The sequence below is a fragment of the Halomonas flagellata genome (assembly GCF_022487945.1).
Classification (GTDB): Bacteria; Pseudomonadota; Gammaproteobacteria; order Pseudomonadales; family Halomonadaceae; genus Halomonas; species Halomonas flagellata.
Window position 1 is genome coordinate 1 of sequence record NZ_JAKVPY010000032.1, and the last position, 18,717, is coordinate 18,717.

20 protein-coding genes are annotated in these 18,717 nt (G+C 67.6%); 12 read left to right on the forward strand and 8 right to left on the reverse strand.

The features are described from left to right. Positions 1-126: 126 nt before the first annotated feature. The 5 genes from lnt to miaB all read right to left on the reverse strand — a co-directional run bounded on the left by lnt (position 127) and on the right by miaB (position 5,522). Entirely contained in the window at positions 127-1,587 is a 1,461-nt protein-coding gene (gene lnt / locus MKP05_RS19145; RefSeq protein ID WP_240569758.1) for an apolipoprotein N-acyltransferase, read from the reverse strand. A gap of 28 nt (positions 1,588-1,615) precedes the next feature. Then, a complete protein-coding gene (locus MKP05_RS19150) occupies positions 1,616-2,485 on the reverse strand; it encodes a CorC family transporter (RefSeq protein ID WP_240569760.1) in 870 nt (289 codons plus the stop codon). After that, positions 2,482-3,003: an rRNA maturation RNase YbeY gene (ybeY, locus tag MKP05_RS19155; protein WP_240569762.1), complete on the reverse strand. Its 522-nt coding sequence runs from the start codon at positions 3,001-3,003 to the stop codon at positions 2,482-2,484. Before ybeY ends, MKP05_RS19150 begins: the two co-directional genes overlap by 4 nt. Beyond that, positions 3,000-4,091 (reverse strand): PhoH family protein, encoded by a 1,092-nt coding sequence (locus tag MKP05_RS19160; protein WP_110282073.1) that lies wholly within the window; start codon positions 4,089-4,091, stop codon positions 3,000-3,002. The genes ybeY and MKP05_RS19160 overlap by 4 nt, the downstream gene beginning before the upstream one ends. 87 nt (positions 4,092-4,178) lie before the next feature. Further along, complete coding sequence (miaB, locus tag MKP05_RS19165) at positions 4,179-5,522, reverse strand: tRNA (N6-isopentenyl adenosine(37)-C2)-methylthiotransferase MiaB (protein ID WP_240569763.1); 1,344 nt, start codon at positions 5,520-5,522, stop codon at positions 4,179-4,181. A 245-nt stretch (positions 5,523-5,767) separates the two neighbouring features. Here miaB and MKP05_RS19170 point away from each other — a divergent pair, with 245 nt between their 5' ends. The 3 genes from MKP05_RS19170 (at position 5,768) to MKP05_RS19180 (ending at position 7,616) form a co-directional block, all read left to right on the forward strand. Next, the gene (locus MKP05_RS19170; RefSeq protein ID WP_110282071.1) at positions 5,768-6,097 is read left to right on the forward strand and encodes a DUF1820 family protein; all 330 of its coding nucleotides are present in this window, start codon (positions 5,768-5,770) and stop codon (positions 6,095-6,097) included. Between the two features lie 228 nt (positions 6,098-6,325). Then, on the forward strand, positions 6,326-6,955 hold the full coding sequence (locus MKP05_RS19175; RefSeq protein WP_110282070.1) for a TIGR04211 family SH3 domain-containing protein: 630 nt from the start codon (positions 6,326-6,328) through the stop codon (positions 6,953-6,955). Positions 6,956-6,977: 22 nt separating this feature from the next. After that, positions 6,978-7,616 carry a class I SAM-dependent methyltransferase gene (locus tag MKP05_RS19180; protein WP_240569764.1) on the forward strand — a complete coding sequence of 213 codons (639 nt, stop codon included), beginning with the start codon at positions 6,978-6,980 and terminating at the stop codon, positions 7,614-7,616. A gap of 62 nt (positions 7,617-7,678) precedes the next feature. On the opposite strand, the gene MKP05_RS19185 is transcribed toward MKP05_RS19180, so the two are convergent. Beyond that, positions 7,679-8,269, reverse strand: a complete 591-nt coding sequence (locus tag MKP05_RS19185; protein WP_240569765.1) for a YajG family lipoprotein — start codon at positions 8,267-8,269, stop codon at positions 7,679-7,681. A gap of 124 nt (positions 8,270-8,393) precedes the next feature. Between MKP05_RS19185 and MKP05_RS19190 the strand changes: the two genes are divergently transcribed. Further along, the gene (locus tag MKP05_RS19190; RefSeq protein ID WP_240569766.1) at positions 8,394-8,840 is read left to right on the forward strand and encodes a GNAT family N-acetyltransferase; all 447 of its coding nucleotides are present in this window, start codon (positions 8,394-8,396) and stop codon (positions 8,838-8,840) included. 24 nt (positions 8,841-8,864) lie between these two features. On the opposite strand, the gene cysP is transcribed toward MKP05_RS19190, so the two are convergent. After that, positions 8,865-9,887, reverse strand: coding sequence for a thiosulfate ABC transporter substrate-binding protein CysP (gene cysP, locus MKP05_RS19195; protein WP_240569767.1), 1,023 nt, complete (start codon positions 9,885-9,887; stop codon positions 8,865-8,867). Between the two features lie 194 nt (positions 9,888-10,081). Here cysP and rpe point away from each other — a divergent pair, with 194 nt between their 5' ends. Both rpe and MKP05_RS19205 read left to right on the forward strand, forming a co-directional pair. After that, positions 10,082-10,783, forward strand: coding sequence for a ribulose-phosphate 3-epimerase (rpe, locus tag MKP05_RS19200; protein WP_240569769.1), 702 nt, complete (start codon positions 10,082-10,084; stop codon positions 10,781-10,783). Between the two features lie 35 nt (positions 10,784-10,818). After that, positions 10,819-11,073 carry a GIY-YIG nuclease family protein gene (locus tag MKP05_RS19205; protein WP_110282064.1) on the forward strand — a complete coding sequence of 85 codons (255 nt, stop codon included), beginning with the start codon at positions 10,819-10,821 and terminating at the stop codon, positions 11,071-11,073. A 90-nt stretch (positions 11,074-11,163) separates the two neighbouring features. Here MKP05_RS19205 and MKP05_RS19210 read toward each other — a convergent pair whose 3' ends face one another. Continuing rightward, positions 11,164-12,462: an NAD(P)/FAD-dependent oxidoreductase gene (locus tag MKP05_RS19210; RefSeq protein WP_240569771.1), complete on the reverse strand. Its 1,299-nt coding sequence runs from the start codon at positions 12,460-12,462 to the stop codon at positions 11,164-11,166. A 178-nt stretch (positions 12,463-12,640) separates the two neighbouring features. Here MKP05_RS19210 and gph point away from each other — a divergent pair, with 178 nt between their 5' ends. The 6 genes from gph to MKP05_RS19240 all read left to right on the forward strand — a co-directional run bounded on the left by gph (position 12,641) and on the right by MKP05_RS19240 (position 18,674). Beyond that, the gene (gene gph / locus MKP05_RS19215; protein WP_240569773.1) at positions 12,641-13,429 is read left to right on the forward strand and encodes a phosphoglycolate phosphatase; all 789 of its coding nucleotides are present in this window, start codon (positions 12,641-12,643) and stop codon (positions 13,427-13,429) included. 268 nt (positions 13,430-13,697) lie between these two features. Further along, entirely contained in the window at positions 13,698-15,185 is a 1,488-nt protein-coding gene (trpE, locus tag MKP05_RS19220; RefSeq protein ID WP_110282803.1) for an anthranilate synthase component I, read from the forward strand. A 70-nt stretch (positions 15,186-15,255) separates the two neighbouring features. Beyond that, positions 15,256-15,840, forward strand: a complete 585-nt coding sequence (locus MKP05_RS19225; protein WP_110282061.1) for an anthranilate synthase component II — start codon at positions 15,256-15,258, stop codon at positions 15,838-15,840. 19 nt (positions 15,841-15,859) lie between these two features. Beyond that, entirely contained in the window at positions 15,860-16,879 is a 1,020-nt protein-coding gene (trpD, locus tag MKP05_RS19230; RefSeq protein ID WP_240569774.1) for an anthranilate phosphoribosyltransferase, read from the forward strand. 47 nt (positions 16,880-16,926) lie between these two features. Continuing rightward, positions 16,927-17,736: an indole-3-glycerol phosphate synthase TrpC gene (trpC, locus tag MKP05_RS19235; RefSeq protein ID WP_240569775.1), complete on the forward strand. Its 810-nt coding sequence runs from the start codon at positions 16,927-16,929 to the stop codon at positions 17,734-17,736. Between the two features lie 347 nt (positions 17,737-18,083). Continuing rightward, complete coding sequence (locus MKP05_RS19240) at positions 18,084-18,674, forward strand: HAD family hydrolase (RefSeq protein ID WP_276316688.1); 591 nt, start codon at positions 18,084-18,086, stop codon at positions 18,672-18,674. Positions 18,675-18,717: the final 43 nt, after the last annotated feature.

Genomic DNA, 18,717 nt, shown 5'->3' on the forward strand with positions numbered 1-18,717 from the left:
TTCGAGCTTCGAGCTTCGAGCTTCGAGCTTCGAGCTTCGAGCTTCGAGCTTCGAGCTTCGAGCTTCGAGCTTCGAGCTTCGAGCTTCGAGCTTCGAGCTTCGAGCTTCGAGCTTCGAGCTTCGAGCTCAGCGCCGCAGGCGAAGCCCCGGCACTATCATCAGCCCGGCGAGCAGCCAGACGGGCCAGCTGCCGGTGCGGGTGAAGGGTGTCAGGCCCTGCATGGCGGTGACCTCGCCGGTGAGGGTGGCCACCTCGAACTGCGGTGCCCTGGCGGTGACGTTGCCCAAGGGGTCGATGATGGCGGTGACCCCGTTGCTGGTGACGCGTATCACCTGGCGGCCGTTCTCCAGGGCCCGCAGACGGGCCATCTGCAGGTGCTGCAGCGGGCCGAGGGAGGCGCCGAACCAGGTATCGTTGGAGACCGTGAGCAGGATATCGGCGTCCCGGGCGCGGTCGGCGACCAGGTCGGCGTAGATGATCTCGTAGCAGATGGCGTTGCCGAGGGTCAGGCCGGCGGCGCGGATCGGCTCCTGGCCCGGGGGGGCCGGGGTCATGGCCGGCATCGGCAGGTCGAAGAAGGCGATGGCGCCGCGCAGCAGGTTCTCCAGCGGCAGGTACTCGCCGAAGGGCACCAGGTGCTCCTTGCGGTACTGGCCGTCCACATCGCCCACCCCGATCACGCTGTTGTAGTAGAGCCCGCGTGCCTCGCGCTGCAGGATGCCGGTGAGCAGGGCGGTTTCCGGTGCCAGGTTGGCCTGGACACGTTCGAGGATCGGCCGCGCCTCGTCCTCGAACATCGGCAGGGCGGCCTCGGGCCAGACGACCAGGTCGATGGTGTCGTCGAGCTCGCGGGTCAGGTCGCCGTAGGTGTTGGCGGCGACGCGTTGCCCCTCGGGTGTCCATTTGATCAGCTGCGGCAGGTTGCCCTGCAGCAGGGCGACGCGCACCGGTTCACCGCTGGGGGTGGTCCACTGGGTCGGCAGGGCCAGCGGGGTGAGCCAGAGGGCGGCAATGGGCGCCAGTGCCCACCAGCGTCGGCGCAGGATCTCGATGCCCAGGCTGCCGGTCAGCGCGGTGATCAGCGACAGGCCGTAGACCCCGACCACCGGCGCCCAGGAGGCGAGTGGCGAGTCCACCTGGCCGCTGCCCAGCAACAGCCAGGGAAAGCCGGTGAACAGCCAGGTGCGCAGCCACTCGCCCAGCACCCAGGCACCGGCGAAGGTGAGGAACGCCAGCCGGGGACCACACAGGAGGCGGTAGAGCCACAGGGTGGCGGCGAAGAACAGCGCCAGGGCGACCACGAAGAGGCCGGTGAGGAACAGCGCCAGGGGGACGCCGGTATAGCCATAGTCGTGGATCGACACATAGACCCAGGATGCCCCCGAACCGAACAGGCCGACACCATAGCACCAGCCGCGCAGGGCGGCCTGGGCGGGGGGCAGGGCCGGCAGGCCGGCATAGACCAGGCCGGCGGCCACCGGGGCCAGCCACCAGAGCTCGAAGGGGGAGGCGGTCAGGGTGGTGAGGACACCCGCGGCCAGGGCCAGCAGGCAGCCCAGGGCCGGAGAGAAGCGCAGTTCATGCATCTTGGCCATCCTTGGGGGAATACCCGGGTCAGTCGTCGCCCGGTTGGTCGCAGGGCTGGGCTTCCAGCAGGCGGATGCGACGGTTGTCGGCGTTGAGCACCGTGAAGCGCCAGCCACCGATCTCGGTATGCTCGCCCCGGCCGGGCAGGTGGCCGAATCGCTGCATGACCAGCCCCCCCAGGGTGTCGAACTCCTCGTCGGAGAAACGCGTCTGGAAACGCTCGTTGAAATCCTCGATGGGGGTCAGGGCGCGGATGGCGTAGTGGCCTTCGCCGAGCTCGCGGATGTCCTCCTCCTCGTCGATGTCGTGCTCGTCCTCGATGTCGCCGACGATCTGCTCGAGGATGTCCTCGATGGTGACGATGCCCGCGGTACCGCCGTATTCGTCGACCACCACCGCCATGTGGTTGTGGGTGTCGCGGAACTCCTTGAGCAGGCTGTTGAGGCGCTTCGATTCGGGCACGAACATGGCCGGGCGCACCACCTCCTCGAGCCGGAACGGCAGCCCGTTCTCCTGGCCGCGCCGCAGCAGCGGCAGCAGGTCCTTGACCAGCAGGATGCCCTTGACCTCGTCGAGGTTCTCGCCGATCACCGGGTAGCGGGAGTGGCCGGTCTCCAGGATCACCGGCAGGTACTCCTCCAGGGGCTGGTCGAGGGCGATGGCGGTGACCTGGGAGCGGGGGATCAGCACCTCGCGGACCTGCTGGTCGCTGATGTTCAGGGCGCCCTCGATGATCATCATGGCGTCCTGCTCGAGCTTGAGCCGGCTGGCCGTCTGACGCAGGAACTCGAGCAGTTCGTCCCGCGAACTGGGCTCGTCGTTGTCACTGGAAAGGGCGCTGAACAACTTCTCGAGCCAGGACTTGCCGCCCTGGCTGGTCGATCGGTCTTCGCTCATGCGTCGGCTCTCTTGTCCTCGGTATCGGGGCCCAGCGGGGCGGGGTCATCGCGGGTGTCCGCATGATAGGGGTCGGCGATGCCCAGGCCGGCGAGGATCTCGCGTTCGAGCGCCTCCATGGCCTCGGCCTCGGCCTCCTCGAGATGGTCGTATCCGAGCAGGTGCAGGGTGCCGTGCACCACCATATGAGCGTAGTGAGCCCCCGGTGACTTGTCCTGCTCGCGTGCTTCCCGGACCACCACGGGATGACAGATCACCAGGTCGCCGAGCAGCGCCAGCTCGATGCCGGGCGGGCTCTCGAAGGGGAAGGAGAGCACGTTGGTGGGGCTATCGCGGCCGCGGTAGTCGCGGTTCAGGGCCCGGCTCTCCGCCTCGTCGACCAGGCGCACCGTCAGCTCCGAGCCTGGGGCGATGTCGTGGCGGGCCAGGACGGCGGCCACCCAGGTGTCCAGTTCGGCCTGGCTCGGCAGGCCTTCGGCCTCGATGGCAACCTGGCGGTCGACGAGCGGGGCGTTCATGAGTCTCTCTGCGCTCCGTTGCCCCGGTCGTGGTCGATGCGCTCCTGGCGGAGCGTCTCCCGCTTCTGCTCCCGGGCCTCCCGGCGGGAGCGCTCGGCGGCCTCCTGCTCGGCCTCGAAGTGGTCGTAGGCCTCGATGATGCGCTGCACCAGCGGGTGGCGCACTACGTCCTTGGCGGCGAAGTGGGTCACGCCGATGCCGGGGGTCCCCTTGAGCACCTCGAGGACCTGAATCAGCCCCGAGCTCTGGCCACGGGGCAGATCGACCTGGGTGATGTCGCCGGTGACCACCGCGGTGGAACCGAAACCGATACGCGTCAGGAACATCTTCATCTGCTCGCGGGTGGTGTTCTGGCTTTCGTCGAGGATGATGAAGGCGTTGTTCAGGGTGCGCCCGCGCATGTAGGCCAGGGGCGCGATCTCGATCACCTGGCGTTCGATCAGCTTGGCGACCTGCTCGAAGCCGATCATCTCGTAGAGGGCATCGTAGAGCGGACGCAGGTAGGGGTCGATCTTCTGGGCCAGGTCGCCGGGCAGGAAGCCCAGCTTCTCGCCGGCCTCCACTGCCGGGCGCACCAGCAGGATGCGACGCACTTCCTGCTGGTTGAGCGCCTCCACCGCCGCGGCCACCGCCAGGTAGGTCTTGCCGGTGCCGGCCGGGCCGATGCTGAAATTGATATCGTGGGCGCGGATGCTCTGGACGTAGCCCTGCTGGTTGAACCCGCGGGGCTTGATCACCGTCCGCGGGGTGCGCAGCAGCACCTCGCCCTCCTGGTCGGGGCCTTCCTCCTCGTCCAGGGCCTCGAGGCCGGATTCCTGCAGGAAGAGATGCACGGTATCGGGGGTCAGGTCACCGGCCTCGGCTTCGCGGTAGAGATGCTCGAGCACGTTGGCGGCGGCCTTGACGCGATGGCTGGGGCCGGCCAGCTGGAAGATGTTGCCGCGGTTGCGCAGGGTGATGCCGAGCCGGGACTCGACCAGCTTGAGATGCTCGTCGCGCTGGCCGCAGAGGTTGGCCAGGCGGCGGGGATCATTGGGCTCGAGGTTCAGGGTGATGATGCGATTGGCCTGGGTGGCTGGCTGGCTCAAGGCAGGGGGATCCGTGCGTTGTGTATGTGGGCTCAGCTTACTGCCCCGGCGGTCGTCGGGGCAATGCATGGCGGCGGATGCGAAGGCTCAGAAGCGTTCCGGGGATGCCAGCTCGCCGCGCAGGGAGTTGGGCAGCGCCTCGCTGATCTCCACGTCGACGAAGTAGCCGATCAGGTCGAAGGGGTTGGCCGCGCGGAAGTTGACCACTCGGTTGTTCTCGGTGCGTCCGGAGAGCTGCCCCGGGTCCTTGGGCGAGAAGCCGGTGACCAGGAGGCGCTGGGTCGACCCGACCATGCGGCGGCTGATCTGCATCGCCTGCTGGTTGATGCGGTCCTGGAGGATCGCCAGACGCTGCTTCTTGAGGCTCTCGGGGGTGTCGTCGTCGAGGCCCGCCGCCGGGGTGCCCGGTCGCGCCGAGTAGACGAAGCTGAACGAGTGGTCGAAGCCGATGCGATGGATCAGGTCCAGGGTCGCCTCGAAGTCCTCCCCGGTCTCGCCCGGGAAGCCGACGATGAAGTCCGAGGAGAAGCTGATGTCCGGGCGCAGCGCACGGATGCGCTCCATCTTCTCGACGTACTCCTCGACGGTGTGGCCGCGCTTCATGGCCGCCAGGATGCGGTCGGAGCCGGCCTGCACCGGCAGGTGCAGGTGGCTGACCAGCTCGGGGATCTCGCCATAGGCCTCGATCAGGCTGTCGGAGAACTCCACCGGGTGGGAGGTGGTGAAGCGCACCCGATCGATGCCCTCCACCGCCGCCACGCAGCCGATCAGCTCGGCCAGGTCGATCTCGTCGCCGAGCCGGTTCTCGCCGCGATAGGCGTTGACGTTCTGGCCCAGCAGGTTGATCTCGCGCACGCCCTGGTCGGCCAGGTGGATCACCTCGTCCATCACCGCCTCGAAGGGGCGCGAGACCTCCTCGCCGCGGGTATAGGGCACCACGCAGAAGGTGCAGTATTTGGAGCAGCCCTCCATCACCGAGACGAAGGCGGTGGCGCCGTCGGAGCTGGGCTTGGGCAGGTGGTCGAACTTCTCGATCTCGGGGAAGGTGACGTCGACCACCGAGATCTGGTCGTTGCGGCGCGAGTCGAGCATCGCCGGCACCCGATGCAGGGTCTGGGGGCCGAACACCATGTCGACGTGGGGGGCGCGCTTGCGCAGCGCCTCGCCCTCCTGGCTGGCGACGCAGCCGCCCACGCCGATCACCAGCTCGGGGTTGGCCTCCTTGAGTTTCTTCCAGCGGCCGAGCTGGTGGAACACCTTCTCCTGGGCCTTCTCGCGGATCGAGCAGGTGTTGAGCAGGATGACGTCGGCATCGCGCTCGTCGTCGGTGAGCTCAAGCTGGTGGGATTCGCCGAGCAGATCCGCCATGCGCGCGGAGTCGTACTCGTTCATCTGGCAGCCGTGCGTCTTGATGAAGAGTTTCTTCGCCATAAGAATAGGGTCGTGGCGGCTGGCGCCCGACGTCTGTCACCGATGAGGATGAATGGGGGTCGCGAGCTCTTCGCGAGGCTGTGGCCGGAGACGGCCATTCGAATGGCTTGCATTATACGCGGGCACCCCGCGAGGGGCCAGCACGCCCGGGTGCGCCGTGGCCGACTATGGTACCCTTGGCGCCTCGCGACACGCGCGCGCCGCGCGTTGCATTTCAGGGCGACAGGCGAGGAACAGGCACCATCATGGCGGCCAAACCGATCTATCGAGTGGTATTCCACCAGCAGGGCGAGGTCTGGGAGCTCTATGTCCGCGAGATCTTCCAGAGCGAGCTCTGGGGCTTCATCGAGGTCGAGGAGTTCGTCTTCGAGGATGTCTCGAAGCTGGTGGTGGATCCCTCTGCCGAGAAGCTGCGGCGTACCTTCGACGGTGTCAGCCGCAGCTATCTGCCGTTGAACGCCATCGTGCGGATCGACGAGGTGGAGCGTGAGGGCCCGCCGAGGGCGGTGAAGAGCGAGGGCAGGGTAGCGGAGTTTCCGCGACCCTTCGCGCCTCCGCCCAGGGGCGAGCGCTGATGCCTGGTCACGGAATGACCAAGGGGAGGGCGAGCCGGGCAGGGCGGCCCTCGTCGGCGGCTTTTCAGCGGTTTTCCCGGCACTTGTCCACAGAAGCTGTGGAAAACTGCCAGGGCCGGGCAGTGTGCCTTCCCGGCGTTGTCTCATCGTGCCGTTGCCGGAAGGAAGCCGGTGACGGTGACGGGTCGCGGTGGAGCGGATCCCGCTAGTTACAGCCAGGACGACGGCATGACGAAACACGATTTCAGATTCTTGACCATGGGCGTGGCCCTGGGGCTGCTGGCCTTGCCGCTGCACGCCCAGGAGGTCGACGATGGCACCCGGTGGGTGTCCGACTCACTCACCACCTACGTGCGCAGTGGTCCCACCGACGGTTACCGCATCATCGGCACCCTGACCGCCGGCGAACCGGTCACGGTGTTGGAGACCAGCGGCGACTATACCCGGGTGCGCAATAGCGACGACAACACCGTCTGGGTGCTGAGCAGCGAGCTGCAGGAGGTGCCCAGCGCCCAGGTGCGCCTGCCGGAGCTGGAGACCCGGGTGGCCGAATTGACCGACGAGCTCGATGGCATCAATGGCGAGTGGGAGAACCGGGTGGCCTCGATGACCGAGGCCCTGGCAGCCAGCGAGCAGCGAATCGACGAACTCGAGTCCCGTAACCGCGAGCTCGACGCCGAGGCCGAACAGTCGCGCAGTACCATTCGCCGGCTCCAGGCACGCCTCGACACCCAGGAGGAGGACCTGCTGCTGCGCTACTTCATGTACGGTGGCGGTGTAGCGGGGGGCGGGTTGCTGGTCGGCCTGATCGTTCCCCACCTGCCGCGCCGTCGCAAGAAGCGCGACCGCTGGTTCTGAGCCCGCACGCGCAGGAGAGCAGATGGCCAACGAATGGCTCGACCGCTGGCGGGAGGGACGTATCGGCTTCCACCGCGAGCAGCCCCATCCGTCGCTGGTACGGTACTGGCCCCTGCTGGGCGTGACGCCCGGCACCAAGGTGCTGGTGCCGCTGTGTGGCAAGAGCCTGGACATGCGCTGGCTGGGGCAGCATGACCATCCGGTACTGGGCATCGAGTTCGCTCCCGAGGCCATCGAACAGTTCGTCGCCGCGGGGTCGGGGGAGGTCTCGCGCTATCGGCAGGATGGCTTCGACGTCTGCCGCCAGGGCAACGTGGAGCTGTGGTGCGGCGACTTCTTCCACTTCCACATCGAGCAGGCGGCGGAGGTTGGTGCCTTCTACGATCGCGCCGCGCTGATCTCCCTGCCGCCCGCCACCCGGCAGCGCTACGCCTTCCACCTCGCCCAGTTGATCCCGCCGGGCGCGCGGGGGCTGCTGATCAGCCTGACCCGGGCCCTCGGCGACGAGGGGGGGCCGCCCTTCAGCGTGACCGCCGAGGAGGTGCGCGAGCTGTTCGAGCCCAACTTCCAGGTCACCCACCTGGAGGATGGCGAACCGGAAGCCGGCAGCGGCTTTCGCGAGAGCGTCTGGGCCCTGGTGAGGCGAGGTCCCTCGATCTAGCAGCCTGACAACGACGAGGGCGCCCCGCGGGGCGCCCTTCTCATGTCACGGCGCAGCGCACTTCACCTGGCCAGCAGCCGCCCCAGCTCCGGGTCGCGGAAGGCGCGGTCGAGGCCATCCGAGAGCAGGTCGTTGACCATGCGGGTGTTGGTGTCGCGGTCGGGGCGCAAGGCAAAGCTCTGGGTGCGTCGGGAGGTGTAGGTGCCGGTATAGGTGTTGCCGCCGTTGACCGCTTCGGCGATGAACACCGCCTCCAGGCGCGCCTCGTCGATCACCGGGCGGCTCTGGCCGCGCCCGTAGCCGAGGTGATCGAGCGTCAGGGTCAGGCTGGGTCGCCCCTGGGCACGCTCGGTGGTGGGGGTGAAGCCCATCTCGCGCACGGCCCGCTCGGCCTCGTCCTGGAGTCGGGGTACCAGCTCATGGGCACTGACCGTGATGGTGGCGGTGGACATGGCACTGCCGCTGCGGGTACCGATCACCTCGCTGTCACGGCCGTCGACGGCCACCACGGTGATCTGCTGGCCGCTGCCGGTCTGCGGCACGGCGGCACTGCGCTTCGGGTTAAGCTGCAGGTAGTGGGGGCTGGCGCAACCGGCCAGCCAGAGCCCGGCGAGCAGCACGGCGGAAAGACGAAGGAGGTGGCGACGACGCATCCGGATACTCCGAGAGGTCAGGTGGGAGGATGTCCCGCGAGTATATCGCCCCGCGACGAGCGCAGGAATTCCCGGCGTACGGCCCGAGGGTTACACTGTCGCGATAGACCAACGGATGGCCACCATGATTCGACCCGCGACGCCCGAGGACATACCGCTCCTCGTCGACATCTGGTTGCGAGCCTCGCGCCGGGCCCACGACTTCATTCCCGCCGACTTCTGGGAGGCGCGGGCCGGGGAGATGGCGCGCGACCATCTGCCCACCGCCGAGCTGCATGTGCTGGAAGCCGGCCGTCGGGTGATCGGCTTCGCTGCCCTCAACGACGACCACCTCGAGGCGCTGTTCGTCGACCCGGAGGTGCAGAGCTATGGTCACGGCACGCAACTGATGGCCCATGCCATGGAGCGCCGCCGCCGCATCACCCTGTGCGTCTACTCGCGCAACGTGCGGGCCGTCTCCTTCTACCTGCGGCTGGGCTTCCAGGTCTGCGGGGAGCGCGAGGACCCGCTGACGGGCGAACAGGAGACGCTGATGCACTGGGCCCGCCAGGCCGGCGCGACTGATCGCTGAGTGCGTTATCCTGGCGGCTGGTGATCATCGGCGCTGCAGCTGGTCCAGCAGGGCACCGCCGGCGAAGTGCTCTTCCATGGCCGCTTCCCAGCTACCGACGATGTTCTCGACCTTCAGCAGCTCGGTTTCCGGGAACCGCTCGGCGAACTCCTCGACCACCGCCTCGTGGTGCACGCGGTAGTGGAAGCTGGCCAGCAGGCGCTGGGCCTGTTCGCTGTAGAGGTACTCCAGGTAGCCCCGGGCCAGGTCGAGGTTGTCATTGCGCTCGGCGTTGGACTCGACCACCGCGACCGGGAACTCGGCCAGGATGCTGACCGGCGGCACGATGGCCTCGTAGTCCTCCTCGCCGTACTCGCCACGGATGTTGTTGGCCTCGGACTCGAAGCTGACCAGGACATCGCCGACGCCGCGCTCGATGAAGCTGGTGGTGGCACCACGGCCGCCGGTGTCGAACACCGCCACGTTGCGCAGGAAGGCGCGCATGAAGTCGTGAATTTTCTCTTCATCACCTTCGAATTCCGCATCCGCGAAGCCCCAGGCGGCCAGGTAGGTGTAACGGCCGTTGCCGGAGGTCTTGGGATGGGGGAAGACGATCTCCACGTCCTCGCGCACCAGGTCGTCCCAGTTCTCGATCTCCTTGGGGTTGCCCCGGCGGACCAGGAAGGCGGTGGTGGAGTAGTAGGGCGAGGCGTTGTTGGGCAGCTGTGCCTGCCAGTCCTCGGCGACCAGGCCGCCATCGGCCAGCACCTGGACGTCGGTGACCTGGTTGTAGGTCACCACGTCGGCGCGCAGTCCCTGGAGGATGGCGCGAGCCTGGGCGGACGATCCGCCGTGGGACTGCCTGATCTCGACCTCCTCGCCGTGCTCGTCCTGCCACCAGGCCTGGAACTCCGGGTTGAGGGCGGCGAACAGCTCGCGGGCGATGTCATAGGAGGAGTTGAGCAGCTCGCGCTCGGCGGCCACGGTCGGCGTCGCCAGGCCGATGCCGAGGGCGACGGCCAGAGCGGTACCCACGACGCCACGGTGAAAAAGGGGGAGCAGGGGCATGAGGTTCACTCCGGGTATGCAGGATATTGACGTGAAGGCTAGGATTGCGTTGAGGGTATTACACTCGTGATTTTTATTCGATTTTGAAATATATGTGTGGCACCGCAAGGTGGGTCGATTTCGCTGCTGTCCTGCCGGGGCGTGGCGGCTCTGGTAGAATGCAGCCTTCCTGGAGCAACCGCCTGGACACTTTCATGACCGATGCGCCCCGCGACTTTCTCATCGCCCCCTCGATCCTCTCCGCCGATTTCGCCCGCCTGGGCGAGGAAGTGGATAATGTGCTGGCCGCCGGTGCCGATATCGTCCACTTCGACGTGATGGACAACCATTATGTGCCCAACCTGACCATCGGGCCCCTGGTCTGCGAGGCGCTGAGGAAACACGGCGTCACCGCACCCATCGACGCGCACCTGATGGTGCGCCCGGTGGACCGGTTGATAGGCGATTTCATCGACGCCGGCGCGAGCTACATCACCTTTCATCCGGAGGCCTCGGACCACATCGACCGCTCCCTGCAACTGATCCGCGACGGTGGCTGCAAGGCGGGGCTGGTGTTCAACCCGGCCACGCCGCTCGCCTACCTCGATCATGTGATGGACAAGGTCGACATGGTGCTGCTGATGAGCGTGAACCCGGGCTTCGGCGGCCAGGCGTTCCTGCCCGGCACCCTGGACAAGCTGCGTGCCGCGCGTCAGCGCATCGATGCCTCGGGGCTCGATATCCGCCTCGAGATCGACGGTGGCGTCAAGGTCGACAACATCGCCGAGATCGCCCGGGCCGGGGCCGACACCTTCGTCGCCGGCTCGGCGGTGTTCCAGGCCGGCAGCGAGGCCGACCCGCACCGCTACGACAGCGTGATCCGCGAGTTCCGCGAGCAGCTGGCCGGGATCCGGTGAACGACAGGCCGGCGACCCCGCGGTGGCACCTCTACATGATAGAGACCGCCGGCGGCGCCCTCTATACCGGCATCACCACCGACGTGGACCGGCGCCTGGCCCAGCATCGTGCCGGGCGTGGGGCCAAGGCGCTGCGTGGCCGCGGCCCCCTGCGGCTGGTCCACCATGAGGCGGTGGGCAGCCGCGGCGAGGCGCTGCGCCTCGAGGCGTGGCTCAAGCGACTCCCGGCGACGGAGAAGCGCGCCTGGCTGGCGGATCGCCCGAAAGCGGGCCATCCGCGACACCGTTAGCCAGGAGGCCGCCCTCGAGCGTTGGGTCGCCGCGCCGCGGCCCGGGGCCGCCGGCAGGTTCGGCGGCCCCGGTCGTTGGCGGTGCCGGAGTCAGTGCAGTTTCATGCGCGGCTTGAGGAAGCGGTTGAGCCCATCCACCACCACCATCAGGGCGGTCTTGAGGCTGCCGTGAATGGCGCGCTGGTGCATGCGGTAGAGCGAGGCGTAGAAGAACTTGGCCAGGTGGCCCTCGATGAACAGGCTGCGTGCCGAGGCGCCGCGCATCAGGCTGCCGATGGCATCGAAGTGGGCCAGTGAGATCAGCGAGCCGCGGTCCCGGAAGACGAACGGCTTGAGTGGCCTGCCGTCGAGCCGGGCCCGCAGGTTGCGATACAGCCGCTCGGCCTGCTGGTGAGCGGCCTGGGCCCGGGGCGGGACCATCGAGCCATCCGCCTGGGGACAGCTGGCGCAGTCGCCGAAGGCGAAGATGTGCGGGTCGTCGATGCTCTGCAGGGTGGCATCGACCTTGAGGCGGTGGTTGTGCTCCGTGGTCAGGCCCAGTGCCGAGAGGAAGGCCGGGGCCTTGATGCCGGCGGCCCAGACGCTCAGGTCGGTCTCGATCCGCTTGCCGTCGGCGGTGACGATGGCGGATGGCTCGACCTCGGTGACCCGTGTCGCCACGTGCACCCGGACGCCCAGGCGCTCCAGTTCGGCATGCACCGCCCGGCTGATGCGGTCGGGCAGGACCGGCAGGATGCCCGGCGCCGCCTCGATCAGGTGCACCTCGAGATGCTCGCTCTCGAGGGTGGTGAAGCCATAGCTGTTGAGCATCTGGGAGGCGTCGTAGAGCTCGGCGGCCAGCTCCACGCCGGTGGCGCCGGCGCCCACGATGCCCACCACCATCCGGGGGTTCCGGTGTTGCGGCAGAGCGTTGTAGCGCAGGAAGGCATTGAGCATGTTGCGGCGGAAGGCCTCGGCCTGGCCGGGGCTGTCCAGGAAGTGGCAGTGGTCACTCACCCCCGGGGTGCCGAAGTCGTTGCTGACGCTGCCCACCGCGATCACCAGCTCGTCGTAGGTCAGGGTCCGTGGGGGCAGCACCTCGGCGCCGTCGTCGTCGTGGATCGGCTCCAGGGTCAGCGTGCGCGTCTCCCGGTCCAGGTCGCACAGGGTGCCACGCTGGAAGCGGTAGCCATGGGCCCGGGCGTGCCCCTGATAGGCGATCTCGTCAAGCCCGGAATCCAGGGCGCCGGTGGCGACCTCGTGCAGCAGTGGCTTCCAGATGTGGGTCGCGTTGCGGTCCACCAATACGATCTCGGCCTTGCCGCGCCGGCCGAGGCGTCGGCCGAGGCGGGTGACCAGTTCGAGGCCGCCGGCTCCGCCGCCGACCACCACGATACGGGGTGGTGTCATGGGAGACTCCTGAGTGAAAGTGATAGGGAAGGGTGATGAAAACGCTTCCAGCATAGCGGCCCCCGCGGCGGCTGCCTATGGTCCGGGGGCGTCGTGGCGCATATTTTTTCGTAATATTACATGCATGAAGCCCGTTGGCCGGGTAGAGTGCCGTGACAACCGCGCAGGAGGAGTGGCGATGCATCGCTTGCTGGAAGGGGTTTCCCTGGTGGCCTTCGACCTGGACGGCACCCTGATCGATTCGGTACCCGACCTGGCGGTGGCGGTGGACGCCAGCCTGGTCGAGTTGGGCCTGCCGGTCGCCGGCGAGGCACGAGTGCGCGACTGGGTGGGCAACGGCTCGCTGGTATTGATGGAGCGGGCTCTGCGTCATGCGGTCCTCGCCAGAAGCGGCGAGGCTGATCCGGCGACTGATCTCCGAGGGGGCGCTGTGACCCCCTCCCTGGGCGCTACCGATGCCATCCCTGGCATAGGACCCCCTCTACGATCAGTCCCCGGCGCCTCGCCGGATATCGACAGCGCCCTGCTGGCTCGCGCCCATGCCGCCTTTCTGGCGCACTATGGCCGCGATCCCGGCGCCCACACCCGGCTCTACCCCGGCGTGCGGGAGTGCCTGGACGCCCTGCGAGAGAAGGCAGTGCCCCTGGCGCTGGTGACCAACAAGCCGTATGCCTTTATCGCGCCCATCCTCACGGGCTTCGGGCTCGAACATCACTTCGCCCTCTGCCTGGGCGGCGATAGTCTGCCGCAGAAGAAGCCCGACCCGGCGCCGTTGCGGCACGTGGCGGCCCACTTTGGTGTGGCGCCCGAGGCCTGCCTGATGGTGGGGGACTCGCGCCACGACATCGCCGCGGGCCGGGCCGCGGGTTTTCGCACCCTGGCGGTGCCCTATGGCTACAACCACGGGGAGCCGGTGCGCGACAGCGGCCCCGATGCCGTGGTTGAATCGCTGGCGGAACTCGTTTAGGGTAACTTTGGCTGTCGCTATGAGCACTGCCTGGTCAATATGTTTTCGCTATCACACTTCCCCGCGCGGGAAACGCTTCGATGGACGGCCGCATGACGCTGGATGACCTCTCCTCTCGTGGCGGTGACCCCCTGACGGTTGCTGCCTTCCCGACTGCGCCGCTCGCCGTGCCCGGCGGCTGGCGATGGTGACGCTCCACCGCTGAGCGGGCTGCCGCTCGTCTCCGATACCACCATCGCCGACTTCCATCATCGAGGATCCGGGCATGATGACCCCCGAACGTTTCCATGAGCTGGCGGCGGCCGGCTACAACCGCATTCCGGTCACCCGCGAGGTGCTGGCCGATCTCGACACGCCCCTGTCCACCTACCTGAAGCTCGCCGACGAGCCCTGGACCTTCCTGCTGGAGTCCGTGCAGGGTGGTGAGAAGTGGGGGCGTTACTCGATCATCGGCCTGCCGTGTCGCGAGCGCATCGAGGTGCGTGGTTTCACCGTCACTCATGTCGTCGATGGCGAGCGCCAGGGCGCCACGGAAGTCGAGGATCCGCTGGCCTGGATCGAGCAGTTCCAGTCGCGCTTCAAGGTGCCGCGACTCGACGACCAGCCACGTTTCGATGGCGGCCTGGTGGGTTACTTTGGCTACGATACCATCCGCTATATCGAACCGCGCCTGCGGGGCGTCGAGAAGCCCGATCCCATCGGCGTGCCGGACATCCTGCTGATGGTCTGCAACGACCTGGTGGTATTCGACAACCTCTCCGGCCGGCTGACCCTCTGGACCCATGCCGACCCGGTCGAGGAGGCGGCCTACGAGGGCGCCCTGGACCGGCTCGAGCGCCTGGAGACCCGCCTGCGCAGCGCCACCTTCAACACCATCAGCCCCGGCACCGGCCGGGCGGCGGTGGAGGAGGGGCACTTCACTTCCGGTTTCACCGAGGCGGGCTTCAAGGCCGCGGTGGAGACGATCAAGGAGTACGTGCTGGCCGGCGACATCATGCAGTGCGTGCCCTCGCAGCGCATGTCGATCCCCTACCGGGCCTCGCCCCTGGACCTCTACCGGGCGCTGCGCAGCCTCAACCCTTCGCCCTACATGTTCTTCCTCAACCTCGACGACCACCAGGTGGTGGGCTCCTCGCCGGAGATCCTCACCCGCCTCGAGGATGGCGAGGTCACCGTGCGGCCGATCGCCGGTACCCGGGTGCGGGGCAGGACGGAAGACGAGGACAGGGCGCTGGAGGCCGACCTGCTGGGGGACCCCAAGGAGGTGGCCGAACACCTGATGCTGATCGACCTGGGCCGCAACGACGTGGGGCGCATCAGCGAGACCGGCTCGGTGAAGGTCACCGACCAGATGGTGGTGGAGCGCTACTCCCACGTGATGCACATCGTCTCCAACGTCACCGGCCGGTTGAAGCCCGGGCTGTCGGCCATGGACGTGCTGCGGGCGACCTTCCCGGCGGGAACGCTCTCCGGCGCGCCCAAGATCCGCGCCATGGAGATCATCGACGAGCTGGAGCCGGTCAAGCGCGGCATCTACTCCGGCGCCGTGGGCTACCTCTCCTGGCACGGCAACATGGATACCGCCATTGCCATCCGCACCGCGGTGATCAAGGATGGCGAGCTCCACGTCCAGGCCGGCGCCGGTATCGTGGCCGACTCGGTGCCCGAGATGGAGTGGCAGGAGACCCTCAACAAGGGACGCGCCCTGTTCCGCGCCGTGGCCATGGCCGAACGTGGCCTCGACAATCTCGAGTAGGCGCCACGCCCCTTATCCACCGCCGGCCATGGCCGGGCGAGCGCCCCGAGGTGCGGGAGAGAGAAAGACCATGAAAGTCTGCATGATCGACAACTACGACAGCTTCACCTTCAATGTGGTGCAGTACCTGGGCGAGCTGGGGGCCGAGGTGGTCACCCACCGCAACGACGCCATCGCCCTCGAGGAGATCGAGGCGTTCTCGCCCAGTCACCTGGTGATTTCGCCGGGGCCCTGCACGCCCAACGAGGCCGGTATCTCCATGGCGGCGATCCGCCACTTTGCCGGGAAGCTGCCCATCCTCGGCGTCTGCCTCGGCCATCAGGCGATCGGCCAGGTCTACGGCGGCCAGGTGGTCAGGGCCCCCCGGGTGATGCACGGCAAGACCTCGCGGATCCGCCATGGCCAGCAGGGGGTATTCGAGGGGCTCGAGGATCCGCTGGAGGTGACCCGCTATCATTCCCTGATAGTGGCGCGGGAGAACCTGCCGGCATGCCTCGAGGTCACCGCCTGGACCGATGACGACGACGTCACCCCGGGGGTGATCATGGGGCTGCGTCACCGCGAGCTGGATGTCGAGGGGGTGCAGTTCCACCCCGAGTCGATCCTGACCCGCCAGGGGCATGAGTTGCTGGCCAATTTCCTGAAACGCCGCTGAGCGAGAGGAGACCCATCCGATGCAGATGAGAGACGCCATCGCCGCGGTGATGCGCCGCGCGAACCTGAGCTTCGCCGACACCCACGAGGTGATGCGCCAGATCATGACCGGCGAGGCCAGCGACGCCCAGATCGCCGGCTTCCTGATCGGCATGGCCATGAAGGGCGAGACCGCCGAGGAGATCAGCGCCGCCGCCCAGGTGATGCGCGAGCTGATGAAGCCGGTGACGCTCCACACCGAGAACGTGGTCGACATCGTCGGCACCGGCGGCGACGGCGCCAACCTGTTCAACGTCTCCACCGCGGCCAGCTTCGTGGTCGCCGCCGCCGGCGCTCACGTCGCCAAGCACGGCAACCGCGGCGTTTCCTCCTCCTCGGGCAGCGCCGACCTCTTCGCCGTGGCCGGCATCCACCTCGACCTGGACGCCGGCCAGGTGGCGCGCTGCATCGAGCAGGTGGGCGTGGGCTTCATGTTCGCCCCCAACCACCACCCGGCCATGCGTCATGCGGTGGGCCCGCGCCGCGAGATGGGCGTGCGCACCCTGTTCAACATCCTCGGGCCGCTGACCAATCCAGCCGGGACTCCCAACCAGCTGCTCGGTGTCTACTCCGCCGAGCTGGTGCCACTGATGGCCGAGGTGCTGCGGCGCCTGGGTAGCCAGCACGTGCTGGTGGTGCATGCCGAGGATGGCCTCGACGAGATCTCGCTGGCATGCTCGACCCAGGTGGCGGAGCTCAAGGACGGTGAGATCCGCGAGTACGTCATCACCCCCGAGGAGCTCGGTATCGAGCGCCAGTCGCTGGATCCGCTGCGCGTGCAGACCGCCGAGGACAGCCTGCGCCTGGTCAAGCAGGCCCTCGAAGGCGAGGGGCCCGCCGCGGATATCGTCGCCCTCAACGCCGGGGCGGCGCTCTATGCGGCCGGCGTGGCCGACAACCTCAAGGAGGGCGTGGTGCTGGCCCAGGATGCCCAGGCCTCCCACATGCCGCTCGAGAAGCTCCGCGAGCTGGCCCTCTTCACCCGGGTCTACCAGCAGTAGGGATTGCCCGGCTATCCCCTTGGCCATTCCTCGATAAGGAGTTCGATATGACGTCTTCCCGGGGAGGTACCCCCACCATCCTGACCCGCATCCTGGCCCGCAAGGATGAGGAAGTCGCCGAGCGGAGCCGTGCCGTCCCCGAGCAGGAGCTGCTGCGTCTGGCCGGCGAGCAGGATGCCCCGCGCGGCTTCGTGGCGGCGCTGGAGCGCCTGATCGCCGAGGGCGACCCGGCGGTGATCGCCGAGATCAAGAAGGCCTCACCCTCCAAGGGCGTGATGCGCGAGGACTTCCACCCGGCGGAGATCGCCGCCAGCTACGCCACGGGCGGCGCGGCCTGCCTCTCGGTGCTCACCGATGCCGACTTCTTCCAGGGCCACGAGGACTTCCTGGTCGAGGCCCGTGAGGCCTGCTCGCTTCCGGTGATCCGCAAGGACTTCATCACCCACGGCTACCAGGTCAGCGAGGCCCGGGCCATCGGCGCCGACTGCATCCTGCTGATCGCCGCGGCCCTGGACGACGTCCAGATGGCCGACCTGCACCGCCAGGCCGTGGAGCTCGGCATGGACGTGCTGGTGGAAGTCCATGACGTGCTGGAGCTGGACCGGGCGCTCAAGCTCGACCTCAGCCTGGTGGGCATCAACAACCGCGACCTGCACACCTTCGATACCCGACTCGAGACCACCCTGGAGCTGCTGCCGCGCATCCCCGCCGGCGTCACCGTGGTTACCGAATCGGGCATCCATACCCAGGCCGACGTGCTGCGCATGCGCGAGCACGACGTCAACGCCTTCCTGGTGGGGGAGGCCTTCATGCGCGAGGACGACCCCGGCGAGGCGCTGCGGCGGCTGTTCTTCTGAAGAGGCCGAAGACACGACAACGGGGCCGTCCTGCTGGGCGGCCCCGTTGTCGTTGATACCCGCTATCGAACGCCGCCTCGCTCCGGTGGCGTCATCTGGCTGCGCCGTTCAGGCCTCGCCATGCGAGTCGCGTTGAACCGCGTGCCGCCCCCGTTTTGCACAACCCCTCCTGCCTGCGTAATCTCAGAGGCTAAGGCAGCGTGATTGCAATAAGCGCAGGGACTACCGCATGGATGGCGGCGCCATCGCAGCGTGCAGGGTAGGGCGGAAGTAGCTCTATTGCAGGCATGGGGGGTGTGGGCCGACGGCCCGCCGCCACTATCGCCATCACCATAGGAGCGACGACGATGAACTGGGCCTTGCCTCTGGGGTGCCGAGGGTTGATTTTCGATTGCGATGGCACCCTTGTCGATTCGATGCCCTTGCATTACCACGCCTGGGTAACCGTCCTGCGCCGTCACAACTTGGACTTCACGGAGGCGCGCTTTTATCAATGGGCTGGTGTGCCCGTGGACGAGATCGTCCGTCGCTTGGCCGCGGAAAAAGGACTGACGGTCGATGCCAAGAGTATCGCGGCGGAACGTGATGCCTATTTTCACAGTCTACCGACCAGTGCACTGCGCCCCGTGGCGGCGGTGGTAGATATTGCGCGCCGCTTTCATCGGCATCTCCCTATGGCAGTGGCAACTGGGAGTACCAAGGCATCAGCGGAAGCCTCCTTGCGAGCGATTGGCATTCTTGAGTTGTTTGACGCGGTGATCAGTTCGCAGGAGGCTGGCCGCCCAAAACCGGCACCAGATGTATTTTTGATGGCGGCGGAACGGATCGCGGTCACCCCGAGGGACTGCGTGGCTTTTGAGGACGGGGATGCAGGGCTCCAAGCGGCGCAAGCGGCAGGGATGCGCGTGGTCGATATTCGTCCCTGGTTACAACGCTGACGTTCTGGAGATCCTTGGCCAGCTCTAGGAGGCTGAGCTTGCG

Bases quoted from the DNA above. Each gene is read 5' to 3' on its own strand.
- lnt (WP_240569758.1), bottom strand. From the start codon at position 1,587: ATGCATGAACTGCGCTTCTCTCCGGCCCTGGGCTGCCTGCTGGCCCTG.
- MKP05_RS19150 (WP_240569760.1), bottom strand. From the start codon at position 2,485: ATGAGCGAAGACCGATCGACCAGCCAGGGCGGCAAGTCCTGGCTCGAG.
- ybeY (WP_240569762.1), bottom strand. From the start codon at position 3,003: ATGAACGCCCCGCTCGTCGACCGCCAGGTTGCCATCGAGGCCGAAGGC.
- miaB (WP_240569763.1), bottom strand. From the start codon at position 5,522: ATGGCGAAGAAACTCTTCATCAAGACGCACGGCTGCCAGATGAACGAG.
- MKP05_RS19170 (WP_110282071.1), top strand. From the start codon at position 5,768: ATGGCGGCCAAACCGATCTATCGAGTGGTATTCCACCAGCAGGGCGAG.
- MKP05_RS19175 (WP_110282070.1), top strand. From the start codon at position 6,326: ATGACGAAACACGATTTCAGATTCTTGACCATGGGCGTGGCCCTGGGG.
- MKP05_RS19180 (WP_240569764.1), top strand. From the start codon at position 6,978: ATGGCCAACGAATGGCTCGACCGCTGGCGGGAGGGACGTATCGGCTTC.
- MKP05_RS19185 (WP_240569765.1), bottom strand. From the start codon at position 8,269: ATGCGTCGTCGCCACCTCCTTCGTCTTTCCGCCGTGCTGCTCGCCGGG.
- MKP05_RS19190 (WP_240569766.1), top strand. From the start codon at position 8,394: ATGATTCGACCCGCGACGCCCGAGGACATACCGCTCCTCGTCGACATC.
- cysP (WP_240569767.1), bottom strand. From the start codon at position 9,887: ATGCCCCTGCTCCCCCTTTTTCACCGTGGCGTCGTGGGTACCGCTCTG.
- rpe (WP_240569769.1), top strand. From the start codon at position 10,082: ATGACCGATGCGCCCCGCGACTTTCTCATCGCCCCCTCGATCCTCTCC.
- MKP05_RS19205 (WP_110282064.1), top strand. From the start codon at position 10,819: ATGATAGAGACCGCCGGCGGCGCCCTCTATACCGGCATCACCACCGAC.
- MKP05_RS19210 (WP_240569771.1), bottom strand. From the start codon at position 12,462: ATGACACCACCCCGTATCGTGGTGGTCGGCGGCGGAGCCGGCGGCCTC.
- gph (WP_240569773.1), top strand. From the start codon at position 12,641: ATGCATCGCTTGCTGGAAGGGGTTTCCCTGGTGGCCTTCGACCTGGAC.
- trpE (WP_110282803.1), top strand. From the start codon at position 13,698: ATGACCCCCGAACGTTTCCATGAGCTGGCGGCGGCCGGCTACAACCGC.
- MKP05_RS19225 (WP_110282061.1), top strand. From the start codon at position 15,256: ATGAAAGTCTGCATGATCGACAACTACGACAGCTTCACCTTCAATGTG.
- trpD (WP_240569774.1), top strand. From the start codon at position 15,860: ATGCAGATGAGAGACGCCATCGCCGCGGTGATGCGCCGCGCGAACCTG.
- trpC (WP_240569775.1), top strand. From the start codon at position 16,927: ATGACGTCTTCCCGGGGAGGTACCCCCACCATCCTGACCCGCATCCTG.
- MKP05_RS19240 (WP_276316688.1), top strand. From the start codon at position 18,084: ATGAACTGGGCCTTGCCTCTGGGGTGCCGAGGGTTGATTTTCGATTGC.